At 63.1% G+C, this 17,187-nt stretch carries 8 protein-coding genes and 3 pseudogenes; 5 read left to right on the top strand and 6 right to left on the bottom strand.

Annotation, left to right across the window (positions count from 1 at the left end; genetic code table 11):
- Positions 1–38 precede the first annotated feature (38 nt).
- Positions 39–581 carry an inorganic diphosphatase gene (gene ppa, locus ACQVLG_RS17375; protein WP_086139428.1) on the bottom strand — a complete coding sequence of 181 codons (543 nt, stop codon included), beginning with the start codon at positions 579–581 and terminating at the stop codon, positions 39–41.
- A gap of 623 nt (positions 582–1,204) precedes the next feature.
- On the opposite strand from ppa, the pseudogene ACQVLG_RS17370 reads away from it, so the two are divergent.
- Positions 1,205–3,629, top strand: a pseudogene (locus ACQVLG_RS17370) (membrane-bound PQQ-dependent dehydrogenase, glucose/quinate/shikimate family).
- Positions 3,630–3,716: 87 nt separating this feature from the next.
- Here the strand turns inward: ACQVLG_RS17370 and ACQVLG_RS17365 are convergent.
- The 4 genes and pseudogenes from ACQVLG_RS17365 to hemC form a co-directional block, all read right to left on the bottom strand.
- Entirely contained in the window at positions 3,717–4,916 is a 1,200-nt protein-coding gene (locus ACQVLG_RS17365) for a heme biosynthesis HemY N-terminal domain-containing protein (RefSeq protein ID WP_474290360.1), read from the bottom strand.
- A gap of 4 nt (positions 4,917–4,920) precedes the next feature.
- A pseudogene (locus tag ACQVLG_RS17360) lies at positions 4,921–6,074 on the bottom strand (uroporphyrinogen-III C-methyltransferase).
- Positions 6,071–6,853, bottom strand: a complete 783-nt coding sequence (locus ACQVLG_RS17355) for a uroporphyrinogen-III synthase (RefSeq protein WP_474295689.1) — start codon at positions 6,851–6,853, stop codon at positions 6,071–6,073. Before ACQVLG_RS17355 ends, ACQVLG_RS17360 begins: the two are co-directional and overlap by 4 nt.
- Positions 6,846–7,868: a hydroxymethylbilane synthase gene (hemC, locus tag ACQVLG_RS17350; RefSeq protein ID WP_474290359.1), complete on the bottom strand. Its 1,023-nt coding sequence runs from the start codon at positions 7,866–7,868 to the stop codon at positions 6,846–6,848. The genes ACQVLG_RS17355 and hemC overlap by 8 nt, the downstream gene beginning before the upstream one ends.
- A gap of 210 nt (positions 7,869–8,078) precedes the next feature.
- Between hemC and ppc the strand changes: the two genes are divergently transcribed.
- From ppc to ACQVLG_RS17330, 4 genes are all read left to right on the top strand, one after another.
- Positions 8,079–10,928, top strand: coding sequence for a phosphoenolpyruvate carboxylase (gene ppc, locus ACQVLG_RS17345; protein WP_474290357.1), 2,850 nt, complete (start codon positions 8,079–8,081; stop codon positions 10,926–10,928).
- A gap of 176 nt (positions 10,929–11,104) precedes the next feature.
- The gene (locus ACQVLG_RS17340) at positions 11,105–12,898 is read left to right on the top strand and encodes a PAS domain-containing sensor histidine kinase (protein ID WP_474290355.1); all 1,794 of its coding nucleotides are present in this window, start codon (positions 11,105–11,107) and stop codon (positions 12,896–12,898) included.
- 55 nt (positions 12,899–12,953) lie between these two features.
- Complete coding sequence (locus tag ACQVLG_RS17335) at positions 12,954–13,739, top strand: hypothetical protein (RefSeq protein WP_474290353.1); 786 nt, start codon at positions 12,954–12,956, stop codon at positions 13,737–13,739.
- Positions 13,658–14,110 carry a hypothetical protein gene (locus tag ACQVLG_RS17330; RefSeq protein WP_474290351.1) on the top strand — a complete coding sequence of 151 codons (453 nt, stop codon included), beginning with the start codon at positions 13,658–13,660 and terminating at the stop codon, positions 14,108–14,110. Before ACQVLG_RS17335 ends, ACQVLG_RS17330 begins: the two co-directional genes overlap by 82 nt.
- A 190-nt stretch (positions 14,111–14,300) precedes the next feature.
- On the opposite strand, the pseudogene rpoD reads toward ACQVLG_RS17330, so the two are convergent.
- A pseudogene (gene rpoD / locus ACQVLG_RS17325) lies at positions 14,301–16,849 on the bottom strand (RNA polymerase sigma factor RpoD).
- Between the last annotated feature and the right edge of the window lie 338 nt (positions 16,850–17,187).

Below are 17,187 nucleotides of genomic sequence, written 5' to 3'. Positions count from 1 at the left end.
GGCCATGACTGGCGGGGAGCGTTTTTTAACTGATGCTGTTAGGCTTTTGCAGCATCTGCCTTGTAGGCAGCGACGCCGCCCAGGATTTCTTCCTTGGCCACTTCAGGGCCATACCAGCCGTCGATCTTGACCCATTTGCCTTTTTCCAGATCTTTGTAGTGTTCGAAGAAATGCTGGATCTGGCGCAGGCGCAGCTCGTTCAAGTCTTCCGGCTTTTGCCAGTGGCTGTAGATCGACAGGACCTTGTCGACTGGCACGGCCAGCACTTTTGCGTCTTCGCCCGACTCGTCGGTCATTTTCAGCACGCCGATAGGACGGCAGCGCACGACCACGCCCGGGATCAGCGGGAACGGGGTGATGACCAGCACGTCGACCGGGTCGCCATCCGGCGACAGGGTGTTCGGCACGTAGCCGTAGTTGCACGGGTAATGCATGGCGGTACCCATGAAGCGATCGACGAAGATCGCGCCGCTTTCCTTGTCGACTTCGTACTTGATCGGATCGGCATTCATCGGGATTTCGATGACGACGTTGAAATCGTTCGGCAGGTCGCGGCCGGAAGAGACGTTATTCAAACTCATGGGGTTCCTCATTAGCGGATGGTGTTTTAACCGCGCAATTATAGCGAAGTACAGGCAGCTTGTGCGATGCAGCAGCGGCCTGGCGGCGTTTTGCGCGTCCAGCCAGCAACAGTGGCATGCATGGCCCGCTGGCCCCCGCAGCCTGCCAGCGAAAGAATAAACAGGCGGCCCAGAATAATAAGTAAAAACACGTAAGTAATACTACGCTCACGCCTGAATTAATATCTTGAATATCTGCGTATTTTCATTTCAATATCACCATGCGGCAAACATGGTTATTATAATCGGCATTGCATTTATTGCAGCCACTTATAGCAACAATTTCATTATCATGCATCCGGCGATGCCTGCACATAATGACGCGGGCGTTTCAACATGCTTCGCCGAACGCCCATCCAGCCCCGCAATCTGCTCTTCCAGCATAATATTTGCTCTTATTTGAAGAGTTTATCTGATTCAAATGGCGACCCCGCCAAAAAATGGCACTACCGGAAGACAATCATCAATTCTGATAAACTGTCACATTCTGGTGATTCCAAACTTTGTATATTCTGCAATCGACGCCTTCCCTGAATTCAATATGGCGCATCACGCGCCACCGATAAATCCTTGCAAAAAGGAATATGATGATTCCCTCTTTCCGGCCCGGTCCTTTATTAAAGGTCACTGGCGTTATTTTCATTCTGTTCGGCCTCGCCCTGCTGGGCGGCGGCATCTGGCTGGCCACGCTCGGCGGCTCCTGGTACTACTTGCTGGCCGGCATAGGCATGCTGATCGCAGGCGCGCTCGTGTTCCAAGGCAAGCGCAGTGCGCAACCATTCATGGCGCTGCTGCTGCTCGCCACCCTGATCTGGTCCGTGATCGAAGTGAAATTTGACTGGTGGCAATTGTTGCCGCGCCTCGACATCTGGTTTGCCGCCGCCGTCTGGCTGCTGCTGCCCTTCGTCAGCCGCCGCCTGGCGCCAACCGCCGCGGCGAAACAGCCGCAATTGGGAAGGACGGCCCTGTCCGCCGCCGTCGCGCTGACCGTCATCGCCGGCGTCATCGCCCTGTTCCAGGACTACCATGACCTGCATGGCGACGTGCCTGCCGACAGCATGGCCGCCACGGCCAGCGGCGATTTCGCGCCCGGCGTCGAGCACAATGACTGGTCCGCGTATGGCCGCTCCGGCTATGGCGACCGCTACGCGCCGGCCGCGCAGATCACGCCGGCCAATATTTCCGGCCTGAAAGAAGCCTGGACTTACCACACGGGCGACTTCAAGGGTCCGAATGACCCGGGCGAGATCGCCAATGAAGTGACGCCGCTGAAGGTCAATGACATGCTGTATTTGTGCACGCCGCACAATATCGTCATCGCCCTGAACCCGGACACGGGCAAGGAAATCTGGCGCCACGATCCGAAGATCAACCGCGACGCGGCCAGCTACCAGCACATGATCTGCCGCGGCGTCGCCTACTGGGACGTCAACGCGGGCCGCGCGAAGAACAACCCGGCCCCTGAAGCGGCTGGCATGGAATGCCCGCGCCGCATCCTGGCGCACCATGGATGGCACCATGATCGCCGTCAATGCCGATACGGGCGAATCGTGCAAGAGCTTTGGCAACAACGGCGTCGTCAACCTGTATAAAAACATGGCCATGATCAAGCGCGGTTTCCTGATGCCAACTTCCCCGCCAGCCGTGGCGCAAAACGTGGCCGTGATCGCCGCCAGCGTGACGGACAACCATTCGACGGAAGAACCATCGGGCGTGATCCGCGGCTACGATCCCGTCACGGGCAAGCTGCTGTGGAACTGGGACCCGGCCACGCCGGAAGATACCAAGCCCTTCCCTGAAGGCAAGAACTACACCAACAACTCGCCCAACTCGTGGGGCGTGGCCAGCATCGATGAAAAGCTGGGCATGGTCTACATTCCAATGGGCAATGAAACTCCCGATACCTGGGGCGGCAACCGCAACAAGAACGGCGAGAAATTCAACAGCGCCATCGTCGCGCTGGACCTTGCGACGGGCAAGGTGCGCTGGGTCTACCAGACCGTGCACCACGATATCTGGGACATGGATATCGGCGGCCAGCCGAGCCTGGTCGACATCGACACGCCGAAAGGCAAAGTGCCGTCCGTCGTCGCCACAACCAAGCGGGGCGACATCTATGTGATCGACCGCCGCGATGGCAGCCTGGTCGTGCCGGCGCCGGAAAAACCCGTGCCAACGAGCAATCCTGCCGCCGGCGACACCCTGTCGCCCACGCAGCCATTCTCGGCCCTGACCTTCTTGCCTGAACGCAATATCAGCGAAGCGGACATGTGGGGCACCACGCCGTTCGACCAGCTCGCTTGCCGCATCATCTTCAAGGAACGCCGCTATGAAGGCCCGTTCACGCCGCAAACGGCCGGCAAGGGCGCCGTCATCTCGCCGGGCCCGCTCGGCATCTTCGAATGGGGCGGCGCGGCCATCGACCCCGTGCGTCAGTTGCTGATCGTCAACCCTGACTACATGGGCTTCCTGGAAAAACTCGTGCCGCGCGCGGAAACGACGGCCAAGGGCGGCACGGGTGGCGAAATGGGCTTGCAGCCGCAGACGGGCGTCCCGTTCGCCGTGGAAATCAAGGCCTTTTTGTCGCCGCTGGGCTTCCCGTGCCAGGCACCGCCGTGGGGCTATGTGGCCGCCGTCGACCTGCGCACCATGAAGAAAGTGTGGATGCACAAGAACGGCACCACGCGCGACAGCGGTCCCGTGCCGATTCCCTTGCCACTGGGCGTGCCCAGCCTGGGCGGCATGGTCACCACGGGTGGCGGCGTGACCTTCCTCAGCAGCACGCTCGACTACTACATCCGCGGCTACGACGTCAGCAACGGCAAAGTCATCTGGAAAGCCCGTTTGCCAGCCGGCGGCCAGGCTACGCCGATGAGCTATGTGTCGAACAAGTCGGGACGCCAGTTCGTCGTCGTCATGGCAGGCGGCCACGGTTCGCTGGGCACCAAGATGAGCGACACCCTGGTCGCGTATGCCTTGCCGGAAGGCACTGCGGTACCGAAGAAGTAATTAGCAACGCACTCCGCCCTGGAGTGCGCGCATAAAAAAAGCCGTTCAGTCTGCACTGAACGGCTTTTTTACGTCTGGAGAAACAGATTACAGGATGGTGGCCAGCGCGCATTGACGGTAATGCGCGGCGGCCTGTTCCGTCTGCTGCAAGGCATCGTGCATCTGCGCCAGCTTCAGGTGGGCGTCGCGCACCATCTGCGGCTCGTTCGCGTCGGACAAAGCCTGCTCCAGGTGGCGCTGGGCCTTGCCCCACAGTTTTTGCTTGAGGCACAGGGTGCCCAGGGTCAGCGCCAGTTCCGCGTCCAGCGGACGCTGTTTCATCCATTGCTCGCAATGCTCGATCTGCAGCAGCAGGGCCGGCGTGCCGGCGGGCGCCGCCGCTTCGCGGTAGGCGCGCACGACGCGCTCGTCCCAGTCGGCGGCCAGCGACTCTTCGCACACGAGGCGCGCTTCGTCGTGCAAGCCGCGCGCATTCAGGGCCGTGGCGGCGCGGCAGGCGATATACGGCTTGACGCGGTCGGCGCTCGGCACGCTGGACCACACGCGCATCAGCGATTCGGCGTCATGCGATGGGTCGGACAGCAAATGGTCGTAGGCCAGCTCGCGCAGGCGCGACGACAGGGCCGGATGCAGGGCACGGTGCTTGTCGAGCGAACGCACGAGGCGCAGCACTTCCGGCCAGTTCTTCGCCTGCTGCTCGGCCTTCAACGACCATTGCAGCGCGTGGATATGGCGCGTGCCGCTGGCGTTGAGTTCGCGCACGGCGGCCAGGGCCGCTTCCGGCTGGTGGTCGTCGACCAGCAATTCCGTCACCGTCATCAAACGGGCCGTTTTCAGGCTGGCATCGCCTTCGACGCGGGACAGCCAGCTGTCGCGGCGCTCGGACTGGCGCATGCGGTGCGCGGCGCGCGCGCGCGCGATCAGCGCGGCCAGACCGGCGTTTTCTTCCAGCTCGGCGGCGCGCAGGGCAGCTTTTTCCGCATGGCCGAAACGGCCTTCGAACAGGGCCTTCAAGGCTTCGCGCAAGCCCTTGTTGCCATCGCGCTCACGCTTGCGCTGGCGGTAGGCCGCCACTTGCGCCGGCATGCGCACGGTGGCGCGCACCGCGCGCACCAGCAGGTACAGCAGCACGAACAGCACGACCTGCAGCAGCAGGAAGAAGTTCAGCGACAAGTCGATGCGGTACGGCGGATAGAACAGCACCACGTTGCCGGGGTTGAAACGGGCCGTCACGGCGATACCGATCGCCGCGGCCATCAGGGCGAGTAACCAGAGAAATAGACGCATGGGCTCAGGACTTCGCTTTGTAGTTGCGCACAGCCGTCAGGCTGTCGGACAAGGTTGGCATTTCGATGGCCAGATTGCTGCCCTGCACCTGGCGCAACAGGGCTTGCGCCGTCTGCGTGCCCTTGGCGCGGGTGTCGAAATACTTGGCCAGCGCATCCTGCGCGGCGATCAAGTCGTTGCGGAACGCCGTTTCATTGCGCGACAACAAAGCCATGCGGGCATTCAGCAAGCGCAGCTTGACGTTTTCCCGCAAGAAATACGATTGCGTCGGCGACAGCATCAGCGCTTCCGGCGTATCGACGCGGCGGATGCGGATCAGCTGGCGCACATCGGCCCACATGTCGCCGCTCCAGCTATTCCAGCCGTCGCGCACGGTTTGCAACAGCGGTTCCGGCGCCGGCGGTCCCACCAGCTTGCCGCCGGCATCGCGCACGGCCTTGGCCTTGGCCTTGCCTGGTTTTTCCGGCGCGGCCGGCGAGGCCGGCGTTTCGTCGGACAGCATCGGCAGCGAGTCGATCTGGGCGATCACGGCGTCGAGGCGCAGGGCCACGCCCGTCGAATCGACGCTGGGCAGAGCCTTGAGTTTTTCCATGTCGCGCCCGATGGCGCGGCGGATGGTGATGAATTGCGGCTTGTCGGAACGCGACAGGCTGCGGTCCGCGTTTTGCAGGGCGATCAGCGCACCCGGCACGTTGCGGCCAGCTGCAGCTGCTGGCTGGCCGTCGACAGCACTTGCTCGATTTCCGTCAGCGCCCACTCGTCGCGGTTCTTCGACAAGTCGTTGTACAGTTGTTCCAGCGCAAGCTGCTGGCTCTGGGTTTCGCTCTGGCGGTTTTCCAGCGCGCCCACCTTGATTTGCAGCTCTTTCGTGCCTTCTTGCACGTTGCGCGCCAGCACGCCCGTTTCGGCATTGCTGACATCGCCCTTTTGCAGGCGCTTGGCCACCTCTTCGCGCAGGTTGCGGATCTGCTTGCTGGTCGACCAGCTTTGCGCCGCCAGCAGCACGGCCAGCACGATGACGGCGATGCTCATGGGCTTTTGCAGCTGCTCCAGCAGGGTCGGCGCGCGGCCGGCAGGTTGGTCGGCCGCCTGCGGCGCCGTCTTCACGGCGCTGCCAGGCGTTGCATTCGGTTCGGAGAGTGTAGGCATTTCGTTCATGGTCGTGATTGTAACGCGGCGAGCACGCCTGCGTCGCCTGAACCTGTCAGGGTGACACGGGCAAAACCCAGGGCCGCCGCCGTTTGTGCAATGCGGGCGTGCGGCACGATCAGATGCTGCTGTTGCATTTTCACAACATCCGTCTTTTCATCGCCCATTTCGCCCAGCAGCGCCAGCAAACCGCGCAGCGCTTCCGAGCTGGTGATGATCCAGTCATTATTATGCTGCAACAGGTTTTCCAGGGTCGCCCGCAAGGCCGGCGTCAGCCTGGGCACCTGGCGGCGGTAGGCTGTAACGAACTCGACTTCGGCGCCGGCCGCGCGCAAGCCGTCGGCCAGGTAATCGCGCCCGCCATCGCCGCGCACGATCAGCACGCGCTTGCCGCGCAGGGCCGGCAAGTCCAGCGCCAGCAACAAGTGTTCGGAATCGCTGCGCGCCGTGTCGAGCGGACTGGTGATACTGGCGTTGGCATCCGTGACGCCGTGCGCCGCCAAGGCCATCTTGCTGCCCTCGCCCACCACGGCCAGCGGCACGCCTGGCGGCCAGGCGGGCAAGTGCGCAAAGACGCAGTCGATGGCGTTGGGCGAAACAAACGCCACCAGGTCGTAAGCGGCCAGGCGCGCCAGCACGGCTTGCAGCTGCGCGCATTCCTGTTCACCGTCCAGCGCATGGATTTCCAGCAGCGGCAGCAGGGTCACGGGCCAGCCCAGCGCCGCGATCCTGGCGGCCAGCGGCCCCGCTTGCGCCGCGGGCCGCGTGATCACCACCGTGTCAGGCATGCGGCGCCAGGCCTTCATGGTTGTCGGGGGTAACGGCGCATGAGGCGAGGATGCCGGCGGCGTCCTGGCCGCGCAGCAGTTCGGCCACCTGTTCGCCCAGCAGTTCCGGCGCGCCGGCAGGGCCACTGACGTCGGCGCTGGCCATGCGCGCGCCGTCCGGCGTGGCGACCATGGCGCGCAAGCGCATCTGTTCGCCATCGACGGTGGCAAACGCGGCCAGCGGAATCTGGCAGCTGCCGCCGAAGATCTTCGAGACCTTGCGCTCGGCCGTGACGGCTTGCGCCGTATCAATATGGTTCAGCGGCGCCAGCAGGCGCACCAGGTCGGCGCCGTCCGCGCGGCCGCTGCGGATTTCGATGGCCATGGCGCCCTGGCCGGCGGCCGGCAAGCTGTCTTCCGGCGCCAGCACGGCGCGGATGCGCGATGCCAGGCCCAGGCGTTTCAAGCCGGCGGCGGCCAGGATGATGGCGGCGTAGTCGCCACGGTCGAGCTTGCCCAAGCGCGTGTCGAGGTTGCCGCGCAGGGGCAGAATCGTCAGGTGCGGATAGCGCGCGGCGATCAGCGACTGGCGGCGCAGGCTGCTGGTGCCGACGACGGCGCCGTGCGGCAGCTCGGCCAGGCTGGCGTAATCGTTGGACACAAACGCGTCGCGCGGGTCTTCACGTTCGAGGATGGCGGCCAGGCTGTAGCCTTCTGGCAACTCCATCGGCACGTCTTTCAGCGAATGCACGGCCAGGTCGGCGCGGCCCTCTTCCATCGCCACTTCCAGCTCCTTGACGAACAGGCCCTTGCCGCCTACCTTGGACAGGGCGCGGTCCAGAATCTGGTCGCCGCGTGTGGTCATGCCGAGAATTTCAACGCTACACTGCGGATACAGGGCGGCCAGGCGCGCACGCACGTGTTCAGCTTGCCACATGGCAAGACGGCTCTCACGCGTGGCGATCACCAGGCGGGAAGGAATATTTTGGGTCAATTCAGATGCTTTCAAAACAAGTTCTTTCGCTGTGGCTGTCATTGTCGTTGCCAATTCGCCCGTCCGATATCAATTTGTATCGGAATGGCGCCCGGCGTCGCTATAATCGTTATCCCTTAGCCTAGAAGGCCAAGTCAGGCTAGCGTCCATGTTGAAGACCACAAATTTTATCATGCGCCCCCTCCCCTCTGCGGCCAAACGCCCGGTGCGATCCACATTCCCTTGCTTTTACACTTACTTTGGTTCTTTATTATGCTCAATGACGCAGTAGCACCAGAAATAGTCCCGGCGGCCGGCTCCGACAAGGATGCGCCGCTGAAAGAAGATATCCGCCTGCTGGGCCGCCTGCTGGGCGACGTGCTGCGCGAACAGGAAGGCGATGCCGTCTTCCATGTGGTGGAAACCATACGCCAGACGTCCGTGCGCTTCCGTCGCGAAGCGGACGCTGGCGCCGCGCTGGAACTCGACGCCATGCTCAAGGAACTGAGCCGCGAACAGACGATTTCCGTCGTGCGCGCCTTTTCTTACTTTTCGCACCTGGCCAACATTGCGGAAGACCAGCACCACATCCGCCGCCGCCGCGCCCATTTGCTAGCCGGTTCGCCGGCGCAAAAGGGCAGCGTCAGCTTCGCGCTGAGAAAACTGCGCCTGGCCGGCGTGCCCCGCAAGACCGTCGACACCTTCTTCCAGGACGCCCTGATCGCCCCCGTGCTGACGGCCCACCCGACGGAAGTGCAGCGCAAGAGCATCCTCGACGCCGAGCACGACATCGCCCGCCTGCTGGCCGAGCGCGACCTGCCGCAGACGCCGAAAGAGCGGCAAGCCAATATGCAGCTGCTGCGCTCGCGCGTCGCCACCCTGTGGCAGACGCGCATGCTGCGCTACTCGAAGCTGACGGTGGCCGACGAAATCGAAAACGCCCTGTCCTACTACCGCATCACCTTCCTGCGCGAACTGCCGGGCCTGTATGACGACATCGAGGACGATATCGCTGCCGAATACCCGAACGGCGACGGCACGATCGAACCGATCAATGCCGCCTACGTGCAGATGGGCAGCTGGATCGGCGGCGACCGCGACGGCAACCCGAACGTCAACGCGGGCACCATGCAGCATGCGCTGGCGCGCCACGCCACCACCATCCTCGATTTTTACCTCGATGAAGTGCACGCGCTGGGCGCGGAATTGTCCGTCTCGACCCTGATGGTGGGCGTGAGCAGCGAACTGCAGGCGCTGGCCGACCAGTCGCCGGACGCCTCGCCGCACCGCAGCGACGAACCGTACCGCCGCGCCCTGATCGGCATCTATGCGCGCCTGGCCGCCACGGCCCGCGCCCTGGGCGCCACCAACATCCTGCGCAAGGAAGTGGGCGCGGCCGCCCCCTATCCGGACGCGGCCGCCTTTGTGGCCGACTTGCGCACCATCATCGCCTCGCTCGAAGCGCACCACGGCGCGGCCCTCGTGCGCCCGCGCCTGGCCACCCTGGCGCGCGCGGCCGACATCTTCGGCTTCCACCTGGCGTCGCTGGACATGCGCCAGACGTCCGACGTGCATGAACGGGTGCTGGCCGACCTGTTCGCGCAAAGCGGCGTGGCCGCCGACTACGCGGCCCTGTCCGAGGAAGACAAGCAGGCGCTGCTGCTGAACGAACTGGCGCAGCCGCGCCTGCTGTACTCGCCCTACATCAGCTACGCCACGGAAACGGATTCCGAGCTGGCGATCCTGCGCGCCGCGCGCGACATCCGCCAGCGCTACGGCGCGCGGGCCATTCGCAATTACATCATTTCGCACACGGAAACCGTGTCCGACTTGCTGGAAGTGTTGCTGCTGCAAAAGGAAACGGGCTTGCTGCGCACCGACTGGAAGGCGGGAGGCGAAGGCGACAGCAGCTGCGAGCTGATGGTCATCCCCCTGTTCGAGACGATCCCCGACCTGCAGCGCGCGGCCGGCATCATGAGCCAGCTCATGGCCTTGCCATTGGTCAAACAATTGATCGCCAAGCAGGGACAGTTGCAGGAAGTCATGCTCGGCTATTCCGATTCGAACAAGGATGGCGGCTTCCTCACCTCGAACTGGGAACTGTACAAGGCGGAACTGGCGCTGGTGGCCGATTTCCGGAAGGCCGGCGTCAAGCTGCGCCTGTTCCACGGCCGCGGCGGCACCGTGGGCCGTGGCGGCGGACCCAGCTACGAAGCCATCCTGGCCCAGCCGCCGGGCACCGTCAACGGCCAGATCCGCCTGACGGAACAGGGCGAAATCATCGCCTCGAAGTTTTCCAACGCGGAAATCGGCCGGCGCAACCTGGAATTGCTGGTGGCCGCCACCCTGGAAGCGAGCCTGGCGCCGCAGGAAGCCAATCCGGCCCGCAACGGCCAGCTGGCGCAATTCGAAGCCGTGATGGCGCAGCTGTCGGACCGCGCCTATCACGCCTACCGCCACCTCGTGTATGAAACGCCGGGCTTTACGGAATATTTCTTTTCAGCAACACCGATCGCGGAAATCGCCGAGCTGAACCTCGGCTCGCGTCCCGCCTCGCGCAAGGCCAACCAGCGCATCGAAGACTTGCGCGCCATTCCCTGGGGCTTTTCCTGGGGCCAGTGCCGCTTGCTGCTGCCCGGCTGGTTCGGCTTCGGCAGCGCCATCGACGCCTGGATCAACGAGGCCGACGGCGCCGCGAAAGATGCAAAAATCGCCACCCTGCGCGCCATGTACGCCGAATGGCCGTTCTTTGCCACCCTGCTGTCGAACATGGACATGGTGCTGGCCAAGACGGACCTGGCGATCGCTTCGCGCTATGCGGAACTGGTGGCGGATCAGGACTTGCGCGAACGCATCTACAAGCGCATCACGGACGAGCATGGCACCACCCTGCGCTGCCTGGAGCTGATCACCGGCAACACCGAGCGCCTGGCGGGCAATCCGCTGCTGGCCCGCTCGATCCAGAACCGCTTCGCCTACCTCGATCCGCTGAATCACTTGCAAGTGGAATTGATCAAGCGCAACCGCGCCCTGTCGGCGGAAAGCCGCATCGATGAAAGGGTGCACCGCGGCATCCAGTTGTCGATCAACGGCGTGGCCGCCGGCCTGCGCAACACGGGCTGATCGCGCCGCATCGCCATCGGCACACAGGGGCCGGCGCCGCAAGGGCCGGCCCTTTTGCTTGCCTGATGGAAAAATATTCTCAATAAAGCAACATTTGGTATTACACTAGCGTCGGATACTTTTCCACTCCGGCGCCAGGCGCACGGCAGCGGCCAACCATGACGCCAGGGGCGCGGATGAGCAAATGGTCGATTGAAACCTTGAGTACGGCATGCGCCGCCCTCATCCTGATCATGCTGGGCTGGCTGGCGGGCGCAGCCTGGCAGGAACTCGACTTCTGGGAACATCTCTGGCTGTCGCTGCTGCTGGCCGCATCCGCCGGCACGGCCATGTGGCTGATGCGCGTGCTGCGCGCCCGCCTCGCCAGCACGCGCCTGCAGCTCGACGCCAGTGCCATGCGCTACCGCGACCTGAGCGAGGCGGCGCAGGATGGCATGTGGCAAACGGATGCAAAAGGCACGATATTGCATGTCAACCAGCGCCTGAGCGACATGCTGGGCATCCCGGCGGAAAAGCTGCTGGGCCACAAGATGCGCGACTTCTATGACGAAGCGACCTTGCTGCGCCTGTGCCCGCTGATGCGCGCGCAGGAACACAGCTGCATGGGTGAACTGCAGTACTGGCACAGCAACGGCTCGGAACGCTGGGCGATGATCACCGGCCGCTGCCTGTACGACCAGCAGGGCAAGCTGACTGGCGCGCTCGTGCTGGCCAGCGACATCACGGAACACAAGCGGGCCGAACACGCGCTGAGCGTCGCCCATGCGGAGCTGGAAAGCCGCGTGGCCCTGCGCACGGCCCAGTTGCTCGATGTCAATCTCCAGCTGTCCGCCGAAATCGCCATGCGCGCGCAAACGGAAGCGGCCCTGGCGCGCAGCGAAGAGCGGCTGCAGGACATCATTTCCATGATGCCCCTGTCGCTGTTCCTGAAAGATGCCGATTCGCACATGCTGCTGATGAACCAGGCCTGCGAGCAGCAATGGGGCGTACGGTTCCAGGATATCGCCGAGGGACGCGACGTGCAGCACTTTCCCCCGGACCAGACGCAGGGATTCCACGCGGCGGACCAGGAAGCGTTTGCCAGCCGCCAGGTGGTGATCCGCGAAGAATTGGTATGGAATGCGCAGCTGCAGGAAAACCGCCTGCTGCAGACGCATAAAAAACCCATCTTCGACGCGCAAGGCCAGCCGCAGATGATCATCGCCATGGGCATCGACATCACGGAAAGCAAGCGCAACGAGGAGAACCTGCAGCGTACCCTGGCCCAGCTGCGCGAACTGACCGACCACCAGCAGACCATCAAGGAAGAGGAAAGGCGCCGCATCGCGCTCGACATCCACGACGACCTGGGGCAGAACCTGATGGTGCTGCGCATCGATGTCTCGCTGCTGCATGCGCGCACGGCCGGCAGCCATCCGCGCCTGCACAGCCATGCGCAACGCGTGCTCGACACCATCGACGCCACCATCCGCTCCGTGCGCACCATCATCAACGACTTGCACCCCAGCACCCTGGAGCTGGGACTCGGTCCGGCGGCCGAATGGCTGATACGCCAGATGCAGAGCCGCGGCGCCATCCGCTACCAGCTCTCGCTCGACAGCGAGGCGCCCGACCTGGGCCTGGACCAGCGCCAGACGTCGGCCATCTTCCGCGTGCTGCAGGAGTCGCTGTCGAACATCGTGCGCCATGCCCAGGCCAGCGAAGTGGAAGTGGCGCTGGCACAGGAGCAGGATGCCATCGTCGTGCGCATCAGCGACAACGGCATCGGCATGCAGCCGGGCGACGACGGCAAGCGGGCCGCCTTCGGCCTGAAAAGCATCCGCGAGCGCGTGCATGCGCTGGGCGGCGAGCTGCGCATCGACAGCCAGTCGGGCCAGGGCACGGCCCTGGCGATCCGTCTGCCACAGGCACGCCCCAGCCACACCGAGGACAGGAAAGCCGAAAAGCTACCAAAAACAGTAGCAAATTAGGCATGTATTGACGACACACGAACGTATCGTAGGGTTTTTCTTTGAGGAAACTATCATGCCGCCACGGTTCTCCTGCTTTCCCGCCAATCCGCTGCCGCGCCTGGCGCTGCTGCTGTTGCTGTCCATAACGCCCCTTGCCGGCGCCAGCATCCATGCCGAACATGGCTTCGGCGAGAAAGGCGGCGATGGCAGCATCGCGTCCGACCTGAACCCGGCGGGCTTGGTCGCCGGCATCATCACGGAAGAGGAAGGCCGGCGCCGCGCCGTGGTCTACCAACATGGCCGCATCCGTGAACTGGGCACGCTCGGCGGCAATGAGGGTTTCACCAAGGCCATCAATGCCCACGGCGTGGTGGTCGGCTCCGCGCAGACGGCCAGCGGTACCTGGCACGCATTCCGCTACGAGGAAACGCTCGGCATGCGCGACCTGGGCACCCTGGGCGGCAACAGCAGCTATGCCACCGCCATCACGCGCGACGGCCGGGTGGCCGGCTATGCCGATACGAGCGGCGGCGACTTCCATGCGTTCGTCACGCAGGCCGACCACAGCCTGCAAGATCTGGGCACGCTGGGCGGCGCCAGCAGCTATGCCAGCGGCCTGAATATGCATGGCGTGGTGGTGGGCACGGCACGGCACAGCGCAGCGACGGCTACCGCCGCGCGTTCGTCTACCGCCCCGGCGAGGGCATGCGGGAAATCGGCACGCTGCCAGGCGGACGCATCAGTTCCGCCACCGCCATCAATGATGCGGGCCTGGTCGTGGGCGCATCGGAAACGGAAAAACGCCGCTGGCATGCGTTCGCCTGGGATGGCAAGCGCATGCTCGACCTGGGCGCCATGATAGGCCAGGGCGACAGCTACGCTACCGCCGTCAATGCGGCCGGCCACATCGTTGGCAGCGTCGAGATCAATGGCTATGAGCCGATGACCTTTGTCTACAAGGAAGGCGTGATGACGGTGCGCCGCCGCGATGACGGCTTGTACCTGACCAACAAAATCACGGATGCCGGCCTGGTGGTGGGCGCCATCTACACCGGCCATAAATTCCAGGCTTTTGCCGTCTCGTCGCGCGCGGCGCCGCCACCACAGCGCGGCAATCCGCTGGACTGGCTGCTGATCACCTTCGTCATCGGCGCCAGCGGCGTGGCGCTGTACAAGCTGCGGCGCCGTCACCGCGCCGGCGTGACGGGCCAGCGCATGCATTTTCTGTAAGGCGACGCCGGGGACGGACGAAAAAAAAGAGGCTTGCGCCTCTTTTTAAATATACTCAACAACTATCGCGACACCTGACAGAACCGTAGCGAGCGGAAGTGAATTGTGGCCGAGACGCGGAACTGTACTTTAGTACAGTGAGCATCGCAGGCCGCAAGTCACGACGCGCAGTAGGTTCTGACAGATGTCTCTAGTTTTGCGTCAGGAAAGTTTTAAGTTTATCCGAACGCGAAGGCTGGCGCAGCTTGCTCATGGCTTTCGCCTCGATCTGGCGGATGCGCTCGCGGGTCACGTCGAACTGCTTGCCCACTTCTTCCAGGGTGTGGTCGTTCGACATTTCCACGCCATAACGCATGCGCAGCACTTTCGCTTCGCGCGGCGTCAGGGAATCGAGCACTTCCTTGATCACGTTGCGCATCGAGGCGTGCAGCGCGGCGTCCAGCGGCGCCAACGTCGTGTTGTCTTCGATGAAGTCGCCCAGTTGCGAATCGCCATCTCGCCCATCGGCGTTTCCATGGAAATCGGCTCTTTCGCGATCTTCATGATCTCGCGCACCTTGTTTTCCGGCATTTCCATCTTGACGGCCAAAGTCGCCAGGTCCGGCTCGCTGCCCGTTTCCTGCATGATCTGGCGCGAGATGCGGTTCATCTTGTTGATCGTTTCAATCATGTGCACCGGCACGCGGATGGTGCGCGCCATGTCGGCGATCGAACGCGTGATGGCCTGGCGGATCCACCAGGTGGCGTAGGTCGAGAACTTGTAGCCGCGGCGGTATTCGAATTTATCGACGGCCTTCAGCAAGCCGATGTTGCCTTCCTGGATCAGATCGAGGAATTGCAAGCCGCGGTTGATGTATTTCTTGGCGATCGAAATGACCAGGCGCAAGTTGGCCACCGTCATTTCGCGTTTCGCGTGGCGCGCGCGCTTTTCGCCGGCCGCCATCTGCTTGTTGATCTTGCGCAAGTCCGCCAGCGGCAGGGCCACACGGGCTTGCAGGTCGATCATCTTCTTTTGCAGTTCCTTGACGGCAGGCACGTTGCGGCTGAGGATGGCGCTGTACGGATACTTGCAATCGACTTCGCGGTCGACCCATTCCAGATCGCATTCATTGCCCGGGAACACCTTGATGAAGTGGGCGCGCGGCATGCCGCATTTGTTCACGCACAGTTCCAGCACGGCGCGCTCGATGTGGCGCACTTCTTCCATCTGGCCGCGCAGGGTGTCGCACAGCTTTTCAACGACCTTGGCCGTGAAGCGGATGCCCAGCAATTCCTGCGAAATGGCTTCCTGCGCCTTGATGTAGGCTTTCGAGTTGTAACCCTCGGGCGCCTTGCGCATCTTGTCGTACTGCGTGGAAATGACGTTGAATTTCTCCAACGCATTCTTTTTCAGCTGGGCCAATTGCTCGCTGGAGAAACCGGCCGCGCCGCCATTGGCGTCGCCGTCTTCTTCCTCGGCTTCCTCTTCCTCTTCGTCCTCGTCGCTGGCGGCGGCAGGCGCGGCGGCAGCGGCAGGCGCCGGGGCATTGCTTTCGTTCAAGTCGACAAAGCCGTCGACCACTTCATCGACCTTGATTTCATCGCGCGCGATTTTTTGCGACAGCGCAACGATTTCACCGATGGTGGTGGGACAGGCGGAAATCGCCTGGATCATGTCCTTCAGGCCGCCTTCGATGCGCTTGGCGATCTCGATCTCGCCTTCGCGCGTCAGCAGCGCCACGGCGCCCATTTCACGCATGTACATGCGCACGGGGTCGGTGGTGCGGCCGAAGTCGGAGTCGACCGTCGACAGGGCCGTGGCGGCAGCCGCTTCCACTTCATCGTCGCTGGTGACGGTGGCGACGTTGTCGGTCAGCAACAGGCTTTCCGCGTCAGGGGCGCGCTCGTAGACGGCGATGCCCATGTCGTTGAAGGTGGCGATGATGCCTTCGATGGCTTCCGGATCGATGATATTTTCCGGCAATTGGTCATTGATCTCGGCATAGGTGAGGAAACCGCGTTCCTTGCCCATGTTGATCAAGCCCGTGATCTGCTTGCGGCGGCGTTCCAGGTCCGCTGCCGATGCTTCCGGATCGCCCAGCGCATCGGCCAGGCCGCCCTTGGCCTTGCGGTCGCGCGCTTTCGACACGGCCTTCAGTTCGGCGCGCTCGACGGCGTTGAGTGCTGCCACTTCATCGTTTTCCGGCGTGAATTCGCTTGGTTTACGGCCACGGCGGCCTGGCACCTTGACGGTCGGCAAGAAGTAATTCGAGGTATCGATGGCGGCCAGGGCATCGGCGTCCGTGGTCTTGCTGACCACTTGCGCGCCGGTGATGATGGTCACGGGCGCCGCTTCAGGCTTGGCGCGCACGACTTTCGAACGGGCTGCCGTCACCACTTTGTTCGTGGCGGCGCTTTCGCTGACCTTGCGCGGCGCGGCCGGGGCCTTGGCGCCAGGGGCGATCTTCACGCTCGGCGTCTTGACCGGTGCAGCGTCGGCCGCTTCCGCGACTTCGGCAACGGCGTCGACAGCCGCCGCGGGCGCTTCGGCAACCGGCTCGGCCGGCGGCACGGCGGCCAGGCGCGAGCGGCTTTTCTTCACCACGGTGACGACGGTGGGCGCCGTGGTGACGGTGGCTTCCGGATTCGCTTGCGCATTATCGATGAAGTAAGATAAAGTCGTTTTTGGTACGGCAAGCGGCGCCGCGGCTGGGCGTGGCGCCTTGGCAGACAACGTTAAAGTTTTTGGCGTATTCTTCATGAGATATCTCTTAATGCGAGACCAGATGGTGTCGGCGCGAAGTGAATGATTCCACCTAAGCCTGCGAAACCGGACTCGATGGAGCGTATTGTTGCGGCTGCCGTGTTAACGGCAGCGGCGCCTGTCTATCGGGACGTTCAAAGCCCGCGCATCCAGCGGCGGCGGGGCCGAAGCCGGGTCAGATAAATAAGCGATGTACATTGCGGAATGAAAAAAAGCCCGTACCAGAACGGGCTTGAATCTATTGTTGTTCAGTGAAGACACAGCGGAGAGCAAGATTATGCACGAAGGCCAGTTATCTGGATAATTGATAAGCAAAATATCTGATATCAAAAATA

The sequence above is a fragment of the Janthinobacterium sp. TPC_1 genome (genome assembly GCF_056037845.1).
This window is presented reverse-complemented; position numbering and strand designations above follow the sequence as displayed.